The sequence below is a fragment of the Amycolatopsis keratiniphila subsp. keratiniphila genome, from assembly GCF_001620365.2.
Taxonomy (GTDB): domain Bacteria; phylum Actinomycetota; class Actinomycetes; order Mycobacteriales; family Pseudonocardiaceae; genus Amycolatopsis; species Amycolatopsis keratiniphila.
Window position 1 is genome coordinate 42,647 of the sequence record NZ_LQMT02000031.1, and the last position, 13,588, is coordinate 56,234.

At 68.7% G+C, this 13,588-nt stretch carries 11 protein-coding genes and 1 tRNA gene; 5 read left to right on the top strand and 7 right to left on the bottom strand.

What is annotated here, in order from left to right; all coding sequences use genetic code 11:
* Positions 1-31 precede the first annotated feature (31 nt).
* From otsB to AVR91_RS29575, 3 genes are all read right to left on the bottom strand, one after another.
* A complete protein-coding gene (gene otsB / locus AVR91_RS29565; protein ID WP_063272478.1) occupies positions 32-2,560 on the bottom strand; it encodes a trehalose-phosphatase in 2,529 nt (842 codons plus the stop codon).
* Positions 2,561-2,596: 36 nt separating this feature from the next.
* Complete coding sequence (locus tag AVR91_RS29570; protein WP_016337688.1) at positions 2,597-4,048, bottom strand: alpha,alpha-trehalose-phosphate synthase (UDP-forming); 1,452 nt, start codon at positions 4,046-4,048, stop codon at positions 2,597-2,599.
* 81 nt (positions 4,049-4,129) lie between these two features.
* Positions 4,130-5,695 (bottom strand): threonine/serine exporter family protein, encoded by a 1,566-nt coding sequence (locus AVR91_RS29575; RefSeq protein WP_063272477.1) that lies wholly within the window; start codon positions 5,693-5,695, stop codon positions 4,130-4,132.
* A gap of 149 nt (positions 5,696-5,844) precedes the next feature.
* On the opposite strand from AVR91_RS29575, the gene AVR91_RS29580 reads away from it, so the two are divergent.
* Both AVR91_RS29580 and AVR91_RS29585 read left to right on the top strand, forming a co-directional pair.
* Positions 5,845-7,413, top strand: a complete 1,569-nt coding sequence (locus tag AVR91_RS29580) for an alkaline phosphatase D family protein (protein ID WP_063272480.1) — start codon at positions 5,845-5,847, stop codon at positions 7,411-7,413.
* Positions 7,414-7,457: 44 nt separating this feature from the next.
* A tRNA-Thr gene (locus tag AVR91_RS29585) sits at positions 7,458-7,530 on the top strand.
* Between the two features lie 80 nt (positions 7,531-7,610).
* Here the strand turns inward: AVR91_RS29585 and AVR91_RS29590 are convergent.
* The 3 genes from AVR91_RS29590 to AVR91_RS29600 all read right to left on the bottom strand — a co-directional run bounded on the left by AVR91_RS29590 (position 7,611) and on the right by AVR91_RS29600 (position 9,513).
* Positions 7,611-8,504 (bottom strand): TIGR03619 family F420-dependent LLM class oxidoreductase, encoded by an 894-nt coding sequence (locus tag AVR91_RS29590; protein WP_016337685.1) that lies wholly within the window; start codon positions 8,502-8,504, stop codon positions 7,611-7,613.
* Between the two features lie 121 nt (positions 8,505-8,625).
* Positions 8,626-9,000, bottom strand: a complete 375-nt coding sequence (locus AVR91_RS29595) for a hypothetical protein (protein WP_063272476.1) — start codon at positions 8,998-9,000, stop codon at positions 8,626-8,628.
* Positions 9,001-9,111: 111 nt separating this feature from the next.
* A complete protein-coding gene (locus AVR91_RS29600; protein ID WP_063272475.1) occupies positions 9,112-9,513 on the bottom strand; it encodes a hypothetical protein in 402 nt (133 codons plus the stop codon).
* Between the two features lie 163 nt (positions 9,514-9,676).
* On the opposite strand from AVR91_RS29600, the gene AVR91_RS29605 reads away from it, so the two are divergent.
* Positions 9,677-11,251: a helix-turn-helix domain-containing protein gene (locus AVR91_RS29605; protein WP_211282786.1), complete on the top strand. Its 1,575-nt coding sequence runs from the start codon at positions 9,677-9,679 to the stop codon at positions 11,249-11,251.
* Position 11,252: 1 nt separating this feature from the next.
* Here AVR91_RS29605 and AVR91_RS29610 read toward each other — a convergent pair whose 3' ends face one another.
* A complete protein-coding gene (locus tag AVR91_RS29610; RefSeq protein ID WP_063272473.1) occupies positions 11,253-11,939 on the bottom strand; it encodes a hypothetical protein in 687 nt (228 codons plus the stop codon).
* A gap of 291 nt (positions 11,940-12,230) precedes the next feature.
* Here AVR91_RS29610 and AVR91_RS29615 point away from each other — a divergent pair, with 291 nt between their 5' ends.
* Positions 12,231-13,022, top strand: a complete 792-nt coding sequence (locus tag AVR91_RS29615; RefSeq protein WP_063272472.1) for an ArsR/SmtB family transcription factor — start codon at positions 12,231-12,233, stop codon at positions 13,020-13,022.
* A 32-nt stretch (positions 13,023-13,054) separates the two neighbouring features.
* Positions 13,055-13,588 (top strand): NAD-dependent protein deacetylase of SIR2 family (locus AVR91_RS29620; RefSeq protein ID WP_158077418.1); only part of this gene is annotated, 534 nt, incomplete at its 3' end.

The following is a 13,588-nucleotide window of genomic DNA, read 5'->3' on the forward strand; positions in this document are numbered from 1 at the left end:
TGAACGACCCTTTCCTGACATATGAGCCGACCTACTGGGAAAGCAGGTTCGCGCACCGGATCAGCCCGATGTGCGAGTACGCCTGCGGGTGGTTGCCCAGCGAGCGCTCCGCGATCGGGTCGAACTGCTCGGGCAGCAGGCCGGTCGGGCCCGCGGCGTCGACGATCTGCGTGAACAGTTCCTCCGCCTCGGTGCGTCGCCCGGTGAGCAGGTACGCCTCGATGAGCCAGGCCGCGCAGATGTGGAAACCACCCTCGCCGCCGGGCAGGCCGTCGTCGCGGCGGTACCGGTACACGGTGGACCCACTGCGCAGTTCCGCCTCGATCGCGGTCACCGTGGACTGGAAGCGCGGGTCGGCCGGATCGATCAGCCCGGTCAGCCCGACGAACAGCGATGCGGCGTCGAGATCCGTTCCGTCGTAGGCGGTGGTGAAGGCCTGGACCTCTTCGTTCCAGCCCTTCTCCAGCACGTCCGCGGCGATCTCGTCGCGCAGCGAAGGCCACGCGCCCGGCACCTCACGGCCGTAGACCTCGCCCAGTTTGACCGCCCGGTCGATGGTCACCCAGCACATCACCCGCGAGTACACCCGGTGGCGCGGCACGTGCCGCTCCTCCCAGATGCCGTGGTCAGGCTCGTTCCAGCGCCGCGTGACGGCCTCGGCCATCGCGCGCACCATCTGCCAGTCCTCGTCACGCAGTTCGCCGCGCGCCTCCGCGAGCGTCTGCACGAGTTCGACGACCGGGCCGAACACGTCCAGCTGCACCTGGTGGTTCGCCAGGTTGCCGACGCGGACCGGCCGCGAACCGGCGTATCCCGGCAGCGATTCGATGACCGCTTCGGCGCCGATCACGCTGCCCGCCAAGGTGTACAGCGGGTGCAGCCGCTCCGGACCGGCCAAAGTGGACAGAACGCCGTGCAGCCACCGCAGGTAGCCTTCGGCCTCTTCGGTCGAGCCGAGGTGGACCAGTTCGCGCACGGTCATGGCCGCGTCGCGGATCCAGCAGTAGCGGTAGTCCCAGTTGCGGACGCCGCCGATCTCCTCCGGCAGCGAGGAGGTCGCCGCCGCGAGCACGCCGCCGGTGTCGGTGTTCACCAGGCCGCGCAGGGTGAGCGCCGAGCGGCCGACGAGATCGGTCTGGACGCCGGGCAGCTTGAGCGTCCGCGCCCAGGTGCTCCAGTAGTCGCCCGCGCGGGCCCGTCGCTCTACTTCGGACAGTTCGTGCTCGCCGAGATCCGAAGTGCCGCAACGGAGTTCGAGCACCACCGGATTCTCCGGCGAGGGGGTGACGAGCGCGGTCGCGGTGTCGTTCATGCCGTCGGAGGTGATCTCCCACGTCACTCCCGGCGAGCGCAGCGCGAACGGTTCCGAGGTGCCCTGCACCAGGATCCCGTCGCCTTCGGCGACCAGCTTCACCGGCACACCGCCGAATTCGGGCCGCGGCGCGAACACGATCTCCGCCGCCGTCTCGCCCGAGATCACCCGGACGAGATCCGTGCGGTGCGCGGGGCTCTCCGGTTCGAGGTAGTCGGTGACGAGCAGCCGCGACCAGCGGGTCTCGACGGTCATCGTGTTCGGCAGGTAACGCTGCCCGAGCGGCAGGCCGTTGCGGTGCGGCTTGATCGAGAAGTGGCCCGCGCCGGCGCCGCCGAGCAGGTCCGCGAAGATCGCGGGCGCGTCGGGGCCGGGGTGGCACAGCCAGGTCAGCCGGGCGTCCGGCGTGACCAGCGCGACCGAACGTTCGTTGGCCAGCAAGGAAAGCCGCTCGATCGGCGGCGCCTGCTCGCCGTAGAGCCAGTTGCGCCGCTCTTCGAGCAGGAAGGCGAGCACCATCGCGACGTCGACGGTGTCCGGAACCCGGTACTGGGCGAGGCTTTCGCCGTCGCCGACCTTCACACCGAGGTCCGGGCCGGAGATCCGGGCGAACGCCTTCTCGTCGGTGACGTCGTCGCCGAGGAAGACCGCCGCCGTCGCGCCGACCTGGTGGCGCAGGGTGTCCAGCGCGCGGCCCTTGTCCGTCTGGACGACCGCGAGCTCGACGACCTCCTTGCCGTCGGTCGTGGACACGCCCTCCCACTTCGAGGGTCCATTGTGGACATCGCGAAGGACCCGGCGGCCCGCCTCGTGCTCGGCGCGGCGGACGTGCACCGCGATGCTCGCGGGCTTGACCTCGAGCGAGACACCCGGCACGTCGAGCACCAGGTTCTCCAGCTCGGCTTCCAGCCGTCTGTGGAGTTCGCGGGCCTTGTCGTCGAGCGCGTGGATGAAGCCGATGTCGAACTCGGACCCGTGGCTGCCGACCAGGTTCACCTCGGCCGGAAGGCGGGAAAGAGTGGCGAGATCACGCAGCGCGCGGCCGGAGATGACCGCGGTGGTCGTCTCGTGCAGGCCTGCCAGCGACCTGAGCGCGCCCACCGATTCGGGCAGGGGACGGGCTTCGTCCGGGTTGGCCGTGATCGGAGCCAGCGTGCCGTCGTAGTCGCAGGCGACCAGCAGCCGCGGGGTGCGCGCGACCTGAACGATCGCACGCCGCAGCTCGGCGGGCAGTGCCTCGGCGGTCAACGATTTCTCCTCGGGAAACTATGCGGGGTAGGGGGATCAGTCGGCCGGTTCGGCACCGAGCGCTTGGAGGAACGAGCGCGCCCAGCGGTCGACGTCATGCGTGAGGACCTGTCGACGCATGGCGCGCATACGGCGGCGTCCCTCTGCGGGGTCGAGCGTAATGGCAGTCTCCAAGGCGTTCTTCACCCCGTCCAGATCATGCGGGTTGACCAGGAGCGCGCTGGTCAGCTCGGCCGCGGCGCCGGCGAACTCCGAGAGCACGAGCGAACCGCCCAGGTCGTGGCGGCAGGCGACGTACTCCTTGCAGACGAGGTTCATCCCGTCACGCAGGGGAGTGACCACCATGACGTCGGCCGCGGAGAAGAACGCGGCCAGCTCCGTCCGGTTCACGGACTGATGCAGATAATGCACGACCGGGTGGCCGACGCGCGCGAACTCCCCGTTGATCCGCCCGACCATCTGCTCGATGTCGCCGCGCATCCGCTGGTAGTGCTCGACGCGCTCGCGGCTCGGCGTGGCCAGCTGGACGAACGTGACGTCCTCCGGACGGACGCGGCCCTCGTGCAGCAACTCGTGCAGCGCCTGCAACCGCAGGTCGATGCCCTTGGTGTAGTCGAGCCGGTCGACGCCGAGCAGCACCTTCTTCGGATTGCCCAGGTCACGGCGCAGCTGGGCGGCGCGTTCGGCGACGCCCTTGGTCTTGGCGAGTTTGTCGAGGCCGATGGCGTCGATGGAGATCGGGAACGCGCCGACCCGCACCGTGCGGTCGCCGACCTGCATCAGGCCGGGGCGGGTGCGGATGCCGACCGCGCCGCGGCTGGATTCGAGACCGGCCAGCTGCCGCGCCAGCCAGAGGAAGTTCTGCGCGCCACCCGGCCGGTGGAATCCGACGAGGTCGGCCCCGACCAGGCCGCGGACAATCTCGGTCCGCCACGGCATCTGCATGAACAACTCGACCGGGGGAAACGGGATGTGCAGGAAGAAGCCGATCCGGAGATCGGGACGCAGCTCGCGGAGCATCGCCGGGACCAGTTGCAGCTGGTAGTCCTGGATCCACACGGTCGCGCCCTCGGCGGCGACCTTCGCGCTCGCCTCGGCGAAGCGCCGGTTCACCCGGACGTAGGACTCCCACCAGCTCCGGTCGAACACCGGCCGCGCCACCACGTCGTGGTACAGCGGCCAGAGCGTCGCGTTGGAGAAACCTTCGTAGTAGTCGCGGACGTCGTCCGACGTCAGGGAGACCGGGTGCAGCACCAGGCCGTCGTCGTCGAACTCCTCGACGTCGACGTCGGGCACACCCGGCCACCCGACCCAGGCTCCCTTGCGTGACCGCAGGAACGGTTCGAGCGCGGACACCAGCCCGCCCGGGCTCGCCGTCCAGCGCCTGCTTCCGTCGGCGGTCCGTTCGAGGTCCACCGGGAGCCGGTTCGCCACCACCACGAAATCCGCGGAGGCCGTTCTGCTCGTCTCGGCAATCACTTCGTCCACCAGCCGCTCCCTCGAATCGCGGGTCGCTGCCCTAAGCGGAAACCCTATCGCGCGAGGAGGCCACGGCCCGTCGCCGAGCGATCACTCCAAGCGTCGTTCGGCGGGTTCCAGCGGACCCGCCATCCGCGGCCCGGCGAATTTGCGTTCCAGCCTGCCGAGCCCCGTGCGCACCGGCTGCGCCAGGTATTCGCCGAGTACCACACCCGCTGCCAGGGCAAGCCCGATCGCGACCGCGGTCATCAGCGTCGAGATGTTTCCGCCGGGCTCGACGCCCAATTGGTATAGACCACGATAGGTGGAGAGGCCGGGGAGGAGGGGCGTGATGCCGGACACAGCCACCACGAGCGGCGTCACCTTGAGGCGCCTGGCGAGCACGCCGCCGCAGAACCCGACCAGTGTCGCGGCGACCGCGGAGGAGCTGACGGCCTGGAAGTCGGTCAGCATCAGCGCGCCGTAGACGGCGCCGCCGATCGCCCCGGCAGCTCCCGCGACGATCATCGCGCGCAGGGTCGAATACGAGGCGAGCGCGAAGCAGGCCGACGCGCCGACACTGCCGATGACGATGATCGGCAGGTCCTGCGGCGTCGACGAGACGACCTCGGGCAGCGGCGTCAGCGGCATCTTGAGCAGCACCGCGATCTTCAGCGCGAGCACCACGCCCGCGATCAGCCCGGCGCTCATCAGCGCGGTCTCGGTCGTGCGCCCGGCCGCCGTGACGTAGTAACCGGTGATGGCGTCCTGCACGGCGGAAACCGTGGAGAGCCCGGACAGCAGCACGGTGACGGCCGCCGCGACGACGAGCGTGGGTTTGTCCGTGGTGAGCAGGTTGCTGCTGACTATCGCCATCGCGGACAACGTCGCGACCAGGCCGCCGATCACCTGCTGGAAGAAGAACGGCAGCGCGAAGCGGTTCAAGAACCGGCCGAGCCGGTCGATGACCGCGCTGATCACCAGCGCGACCAGGGCGACGTCGATGCTGCCGCCGAGGATCAGGGTGATGAACGCGGCCAGCCCGCCCCAGGCGGCCGTGGCCACCCAACGGGGGTACGGGTGCGGCGCGGTCGTGATCCGCTGCAGTTCCTGCTGTGCCTCTTCGGCGCCGATGTTGCCGCGGACGATCCGGCGGACCAGGGTCTCGGTCTGGGTGAGCCGCGTGTAGTCGAGGCTGCGTGAACGGACCACGCGCAGCGCCGTCACCGGTGCCATGTCGGTGCCGCGGTGGCAGGTCACCGTGATCGACGTGAAGATCACGTCGACCTCGCAGTGCGGGAGACCGAGCGCGGAGGTCAGCGCGATGATCGTCGCGGTGACGTCGGAGGCGCCGGCGCCGCTCGACATCTGGACCTCGCCGATGCGCAGGACGAGATCCAGGACGAAGTTGACCGTGGTGTCGTCCGGCGGCTGCGGGCCCATCGCCTCGTCGACGTCGACGGCGGGCTGCTCGGCCGTCGGCGCTTCGAGGATCTGCCAGGCGCGGCGGCGCAGCAGGTTCGGCCGGTGCGAGCGAGTCTGGGGGATCGATCGCTCTCCGTCACGCTGGCGCGGCGCTTCCAGCAGCCATTCGCCACGTTCGGGTGTTTCGTCCTGGTTCTTTTCGACACCGCGTTCGCCGCGCTTGGCTCCCTTGGTGTGCTCGTTGATCTTCATGATCGATCCACCTCCTCACTCTGGTTCGAGGGACTTTCCCGAGGAGCATCGGGGGCGGTGCCTCGACCGTTGCAGGAAACCCGAAGTGGTGTCCACCACGTCGGAGGAAGATCATCGCGACCTTGCCGGTTTACGGCACACTGCATGCCATGGCGTCCTCTGTGAGCAGGCGTTCCGTTCTTCGCGCGGCCGGCGTGACAGCTGCCGGAACCGCGGCGACATTCACCCTTTCGGGTGCATCTAGCGGGGCGGAGACCCCGGTTTTCGCGCATGGGGTGGCCTCGGGAGACCCGATGCCCGATTCGGTCCTTCTCTGGACCCGAGTCACCCCTTCGCCCGAGGCGGTTCCGGGATCCGGAAAAGGGCCGGCGGTGGACGTCCGGTGGGAGGTCGCCGCCGACGCCGGCTTCGCGCGCGTCGTCGCTCGCGGTCACCTCCGGACCGGACCGGAACGCGACCACACGGTGAAGGTGACGGCGGGCGGGCTGCGCGCGGCGACCGGGTATTGGTACCGGTTCACGTCTCAGGGGAAGGTCTCGCAGACCGGCCGGACCCGTACGGCGCCTTCGCGCGACGAGGACGTCGAGAGCCTGCGCTTCGGCGTGGTCTCGTGTGCGAACTGGGCTGTCGGTCACTTCGCCCCCTACGGCTATCTGGCCGGCCGCGACGATCTGGACGCCTTCATTCACCTGGGTGACTACCTCTACGAAGGGAATCCCAACCCTGCGGGTGATCTTCGGCCTTCGGTACCGCCCAACGAGTTGATCACCCTGGCGGATTACCGGCGACGTCACGCGATGTACAAGACCGACGAGCACCTGCGGCGGCTGCACGCCCGCCACCCGATGATCGCGACCTGGGACGACCACGAGGCCGCCGACAACGCCTGGTCCGGAGGATCGCCGTCACACGACCCGGCGACCGAGGGTGACTGGGCGGACCGGATGCGGGCCGCGCACCGGGCGTACTTCGAATGGATGCCTGTGCGGCATCGCGGTGACCGGCTGTACCGGCGGCTCAAGTTCGGCAAGCTGGCCGACCTGACCATGCTCGACCTGAGGACGTACCGGACCCGGCAGCCCGGCCCGGTCTCGACGGAGGACACCATCCTCGGCGCCGATCAGCGGCAGTGGTTCCTGGACGGCCTCGCGCGCGGGACCGCGTCCTGGAACCTGATCGGTAACTCGGTGATGGTCACGCCGATCAAGATCCCCGCGCTGCCCGCCCGCGAACGGCTCGCGCTCGACGATCTGCTCGACGGCCAGCCGACCACGGTCAACACCGACCAATGGGACGGTTACACCGCCGACCGCCGCCGCGTGCTCGACACCATCTCCGCGCAGGGCCGGGGCAACACGGTGTTCCTGACCGGCGACGTCCACTCGTCGTGGGCGAACGACGTGCCGCGGGACGGAGCGAGCGTCGCCGTCGAGTTCGTGTGCCCGTCGGTCACCTCGGACAACATCGACGAACAACTCGGTGTCCCGCCGCGGACCGGCTCGCTGAAGGTCGAGGCCGCGATCCGCGCGCTGAACCCGCACGTGCGCTTTGTCGAACTCGATTCGCACGGTCCGGGCGTCCTCGAAGTGACCCCGGACGCCGTCCGGATGAACTGGTACTACGTCGCCGACCGCCGCGACCCGGCGACCGCCGTGACGTTCGCGCACGCCTTCCGGACGGTGGCCGGGGACCCGCGGGTGCGCCCTGCGGAGCGCTGAACGGGCGCCGATATACTGGCCCTGTCCAGGCTGTCCTGGGCAAGGCCGCAATAGCTCAGCTGGTAGAGCATCTGTCTTGTAAACAGAAGGTCAGGGGTTCGAGCCCCCTTTGCGGCTCCCGATCGACATGCTGATGCCTCGCGTTTCGCGAGACCTGTTCATGACCCTATGGGCTCCGTTTCACCGGCGTGCCGCTTTCAGCCTCGGGCGGTCAGTTCCAGCAGGCGGCCGGTGAGGTCGATGTGTTCTTCCACGCTGCTGGTCAGGTAGGTGAGGTCGACGAAGGTGTGGTCCGGCGCAAGTGTCGCGACGATCTTCGTCACCGATTCGGCGATGAGTTCCGGCTTCGTGTCCGGGGCGGCATTCACTCGCAGCGCCACGCCCAGTGTCCGCGGGTCGCGACCGGCTTGTTCGGCGTCGGCCCGGATCTTGGCCAGGGTGGAGGTGAGCATGTCGGCGGGGATGGTTTCGGGCACCGTCCAGACCGGCAGCCAGCCGTCCGCCCGCTCGGCGACCCGGCGCAGTGCCCTCTCTCCGAACCCAGCCAGGTGTACGGGCGGCTTGCGTACCGGTTTCAGGTGGACGTGGGTCTCCGGAATCGTGTAGCCGATGCCGTTGTGTGACACGGTGTCCTTGGTCCACCAGGTGTCGAGAAGATCGAGCAGGTCGTCCAGCCGCTTGCCGCGTTCCGCCATCGGAACGCCGACGGCCGCGTATTCGTCGGGTGACCAGCCGATGCCCAGGCCGGGGAGCAGCCGGCCGTTGCTGGCCACGTCGATGCTGGTCAGCAGCCGGGCGAAGTTGGCGGGCTGGTACTGCGTCGCGTTGATGGTGCTGGACCCGAGGATCGCGGTTTCGGTCACGGCGGCGGCGACGGCCAGTGCGGTGAACGGATCCTGGGCGGTCCAGAACTCCTCGGGCATGGTGTCGTAGCCCGGGTAGGCCACCTCCGGGTTTACCGGCGACAGCAACCGGTCGCCGACCCAGAGACTGGCTGCCCCGGCCTGCTCCGCCGTACGCGCGTACCGCGCGATCCCACCTGGTGTGGCCGCCGCCTTGCCGAACACTGGAAGGCTGAACCCAAGACGCATCGATACTCCCCTGAGGTATGACGGGCCGTATCGGCCTTGGTGCCACTAGTACTCGCATTTGGTTGCGCGTTCAAGTATCTCAGGTGAAGGGGCACGTGGGTCGGCAGTTTCACCGCTGTCGTCAAGGCGCTGCCGTGACCGCCGCTTCTCGTGGCAGGGGCGTGATCCGGCTCAGCTGCACGAGGCTGAAGCCGAACAGCAGGACACCGAGCGGGACGTGGACCGCCGTCACATGCGCGATCCCGAGGAACACCTGCACCAGCGTGAGACCGAGGAACACGGCCGCGGGCAGGATCGGTTTGGCGGAGCCGCCGCCCGGGCGCCACACGAGGATCGCGACGAGCACGTGCAGCGTCGCGACGACGAACAGCGTGTAGGCCGTGGCGCTGTGCAGGGTGTGGCCACTCGGCACGGTCAGCAGGAGCCCGGCGGAGATCGGGGTGAGGAAGACGGCCAGGGTCTGCACGGCGATCGCGACGCGCAACGGGGTCGGCATGTGAACTCCTTCGTGTGGAGGTGTCACCACGTGGACGAGGGAGCCGCCGGAAACGTGACAGGGCGTTCGCGGGCCCCCACGCCCGCGAACGCCCCGATCAGAGAGCCGGCGTCAGCACTTCACCTTGACCTTGTAGTAGCCGATGCTGTCGGAGATCTTCGTCCACTTCCCGCCCTTGAGCTCGCGAAGGCCGAGGTGGCCGGTGCAGCCGTTCGGGATGTAGACACCGTCCGCGTCCTTGTAGCTGTCGGTGGACAGATCGCCCGGGTACAGCCTCACCTTGTCGCCGCAGGCCGTCCCGCTGCCGCCGCAGTTCCAGCCGTCGGCGACGACGAGCCACTTCTCGGAGTCCTTGTGGTTGATCACCCGGCCGCACAGTTCCTGCCCGAGGCCCGGGTAGGTGCAGTTGCCCTGGATGGTGACGGGCGAGTCGGCCTGCGCGGGTGTCGCGGCGGCGGTCATCGCCAGGATCGGCGCGGCCGCGATGGCGAGGACGGCACGTCTCTTGTTCATTTTCTCCCCTTGTCGAACTCTGTGGTCGCTACGCCGAAACCCTCGCGGATCCCGCTCCCCGGTGGGAAGGCCCGCGCCGTCCCGGGACGGTGATATGGGCCTTGTGCAGCGGTTTCGCCGCTGTGATGGGATGCGCCGTGACAAGCTTTCGGGAGGGGGCCTGGTGGCGGAGCAGCGGGAAGATCTGGCGGGACTGCTGTCGGCGTTGAAGCAGCGCAGCGGTCTCAGCTACGCCGAGCTCGCCAGACGCACCTACGTCAGCAGCTCGACCCTCCACCGCTACTGCACCGGCCGGAGCGAGCCGCCCGACTACCAGCTGGTGGCCGCCATCGGCAAGGAATGCGGCGCGACCGACGACGAGCTGAACGAACTGCTGCGCAGGTGGCGTCGCCGTGGAGAGCCGGAGCCGGAGCCGATCGCGGTACCGGAACCCGCGCGAGATCGGCGATGGATCCGGCCGATCGCCGCCGTGTTCGTCGTGCTGATGGTGCTCGCCGTGACCGCGAGCGCGCCGTCGGGCACGGGTGCCGACGCGAGCGTCGAAGCCCTCTCCGTGTCGCCGTGGGTGACGGAGCCCGTCCAGGTGGCACCGGAACTGTTCGGCGTGACGATGAACAGCGACACCGGGACCATGCCCGCGTTCCGGGTCGGCGGCGTGCGGTTCTGGGACAGCCACACCCGCTGGGCGAACCTGCAGCCGGCTCGCGACCGCTTCGACTGGGCCACGCTCGACCGGTTGGTCGACGGCGCGGAAAAGGCAGGCCTGCCCTCCCTGTTCGTCCTGGGCGGGACGCCGGGCTGGGCGGCGCCGAACTCGCCGAAGGGCGCGTACACCGACGGGTCACGGACCGGTTCGCCGGAGAACCTCGCGGACTGGGATCGCTTCGTCGAAGCCCTCGCCGCCCGCTACCGGGGCAGGCTCGATGCCTACGAGCTGTGGGTGCAGGCGTCGAATCCCAAGTACTACTCGGGTTCGGTGGAGACGCTCGTGCAGATGACGGGCCGGGCCGCGAAGATCGTGCGCTCCCTCGACCCGGACGCCACGCTGGTGTGCCCGTCCATGGGGCAGCTCTGGCAGGACGCCGGGCGGGAGACGCTGAAGCGGTTCGCGGAACTCGGCGGTTACGAGCACTGTGACGTGGCGGGAGTCAAACTGCACCAACGGAATCCGGCCGATCCGCCGGAGACACTCGTGAAGCTCCTGCGGGAGATCGACGACACCATGCACGCGGCCGGGGTCCATCCGCCGCTGTGGAACACGGGCACCACTTACGACATCCCGCTCCAGGAACCCTTGTCGCCCAAGCGTTCCGTGGATCATGCCGTGCGGTTCTACCTCGCCGGGCTGTACGGCAGGGAGTTCGGCCTGCGCCGGATGTACTTCTACAGCTGGGGTTCGAGCCGCCTGCCGCTGGTGCTGCAGGCCGAGGGAACTCCGCCGACCCGTGCCGCCCTCGCGGTCGAGACGCTGCAACGCTGGCTGGCGGGCACCCGGCTGCGCGGATGCGGGCAGGGACTCCCGGCCGGACTGCCCGCCAACGTCTGGCAGTGCGAGTTCGTCGACGGCGACGGCCGCCTGCTGACGATCCGCTGGACGCACTCGGGGAGCGCGTTCACGACGGTGGGGCCGGGCGCCGAGTCGCGTACCGGGATCGATGGCACGGTCACGCCGCTACGTCCTGGCGATGCCCTTCAGGTGACGGAGACGCCGGTGCTGATCACCCATGCCGGCGGTTAGCTCAGGGGATAGCTGCCGGTTCGGCCTTGTTCGAGCGGCGTGAAACGGATTTGAAGATGCTGTAGCCGATCACCGTGCCGAAGGTGAGGATCGGGTAGTCGAGCGCGAAGCCGAACTCGACGGCGGGAATGAGCAAGACCGCCGAGTAGACCAGCAGAGAAGGTTCCGGGTCTTTGCGGCCCCTCGCTTTCTTGGTCTTCAATTCCGCCGCGTGGCGGGCGGTCTTCCCCCAGGGTTTGGCCACCGAGACCCAGAGCATGAAAGCGGTGGCGCACGCCATCCCGCACGTGCCGGCGAGGATCGGGATCCTCGGCTCTTCGGCGCCGGCCCGCAACGCCTCGATGACCGATGGCAGCAGCCTGCTCACCACGGTGCTCGCGATGACCAGCAGGGTGACCGTGAGGACGAACTTGACCATCACCCAGCGATGTTTGAAGAAACCCCATGACGTCAGCGCGGACAGCATCATCCCGGTGTAGGCGGAAAGGACGGCGGCCGGATCGAGGACCGTGTTCTCGAGGAACTCGGCGAGTTCGAAGGTCGCCAGGCGGGTGGGACCGTCGGACGCCCAGCCGCGCAGCAACAGGGCCAGCTGTGCCAGCTGCATCGTGCACCAGGCGACCGACGTCAGCACATGCAGCCACAACAGCAACCGTCTGGCGTGTTTGGTCCGGGTATCGGCCTTCATGGAAATGAAGCGTGTCCGAACCGGTTCGGCCGAACATCCGGGCATCTCCCGAGACCTCGGAAAAATGCCCTTAAGGGAAGACGGCAGCGACTCCGAAGCCATTTCATGAATATCGGATATCGCGAAGGAAACCGTGGAATTCGCGTCTTGTCCGTGTGGAAATCGAGCGGCCGCGCCAGGGGCGACGGTGCGCGTGCTCGGTGGGAACCCTGACCTCGCGGCTTGACATGCAGCCGTTCGGCTGCCTAACCTACATATGCAGCCGCGCGGCTGCATATCGGGGAGAGCGGCATGGACGAGGTCTTCAAGGCACTGGCAGACGCGAGCAGGCGCCGGTTGCTCGACGACCTGAACGCCCGCAACGGGCAGACCTTGCGCGAGCTGTGCGCGGGGCTGGACATGGCGCGGCAGTCGGTCAGCAAGCATCTGGCCGTGCTGGAAGCGGCGAATCTGGTGACCACGGTGTGGCGTGGCCGCGAGAAGTTGCACTACGTGAACGCGGAGCCGATCAACGCGATCGCCGAGCGCTGGATCGACCGGTACCACCAGGGCCGGGTCGACGCGCTCGCCGACCTCAAGAAGGCATTGGAGCAGGAACCCATGAGCACCGACGAATTCGTGTACACCAGCTACATCAGGACGACGCCGGAGCGGCTTTGGCAGGCGCTCACCGATCCGGTCTTCACCAAGCAGTACTGGGGTTGCGAGTTCACCTCGGACTGGAAGGCCGGGTCGACGATGGCCTGGGAGCAGCTCGGCGTGAAGCTGGAGGATCCCGAGCAGGTCGTCCTCGAGTCCGACCCGTACCGGCGGTTGTCCTACACCTGGCACACCTTCACACCGGAGTTCGCCAAGTCGGTCGGGCTCGACGACGACGTGTCGGCGAAGCTCAAAGCCGAGTCGCGGTCGAAGGTGACGTTCGATCTCGAACCCGTCGGCGACACGGTGAAGCTGACCGTGGTGCACGACGGTTTCGACCAGGGCAGCACCGCTCTGGAGATGGTCAAGGGCGGCTGGCCGTCGATCCTGTCGAGCCTCAAGTCGCTGCTCGAGACCGGCGAACCGCTGCCCGAACCCGCGTAACCCGCTCGACCGCGCCCTCGCGATCGGGCACGATGCGCAGCGTGCCCCTGGAGATCGCCTGTGACGAGTCCGGGTCCGAGGGTGAGAAACTGATCGGCGGGCAGACCGGAGTGTTCGCGCACGCGGGGGTCCGGCTGAGCCTCGAAGAGGCCGCGGCCTGCCTGGCCGAACTGCGGCGGAGGATCCGCTCGCCGGCGGTCGAGTACAAGGCGAACCACCTTCTCCGCACGAAGCACCGGCGGGTGCTCGAATGGTTCCTCGGTCCGCTCGGCCCGGTCCACGGGCGTGCCCGCGTGTACCTCGTGGACAAGAAGCGGCTGCTGGCGAACGAACTCCGGGCGCTCGCCGTCCCGGGTATCCGGCCGGACGACGAACTGCTCGCCGCGTTCAACGACGTGCTGCGCACCAGGAACCGCCGGGAGCCGTCGGCGGGGTCGTTCTTCGCGATGGCCGGGGACACCGCGGAATTGCGGGCGAAGGTCGGCCGGGCGCGTGACGCCAAAGCCCTCGATCCGCTGGTGCCCGCGATCCTCCGCGCCATCGAGTACTGGAGCGCGGGAGGCGAG

Bases quoted from the DNA above. Each gene is read 5' to 3' on its own strand.
- AVR91_RS29575 (WP_063272477.1), bottom strand. From the start codon at position 5,695: ATGAAGATCAACGAGCACACCAAGGGAGCCAAGCGCGGCGAACGCGGT.
- AVR91_RS29580 (WP_063272480.1), top strand. From the start codon at position 5,845: ATGGCGTCCTCTGTGAGCAGGCGTTCCGTTCTTCGCGCGGCCGGCGTG.
- AVR91_RS29590 (WP_016337685.1), bottom strand. From the start codon at position 8,504: ATGCGTCTTGGGTTCAGCCTTCCAGTGTTCGGCAAGGCGGCGGCCACA.
- AVR91_RS29595 (WP_063272476.1), bottom strand. From the start codon at position 9,000: ATGCCGACCCCGTTGCGCGTCGCGATCGCCGTGCAGACCCTGGCCGTC.
- AVR91_RS29600 (WP_063272475.1), bottom strand. From the start codon at position 9,513: ATGAACAAGAGACGTGCCGTCCTCGCCATCGCGGCCGCGCCGATCCTG.
- AVR91_RS29610 (WP_063272473.1), bottom strand. From the start codon at position 11,939: ATGAAGGCCGATACCCGGACCAAACACGCCAGACGGTTGCTGTTGTGG.
- AVR91_RS29615 (WP_063272472.1), top strand. From the start codon at position 12,231: ATGGACGAGGTCTTCAAGGCACTGGCAGACGCGAGCAGGCGCCGGTTG.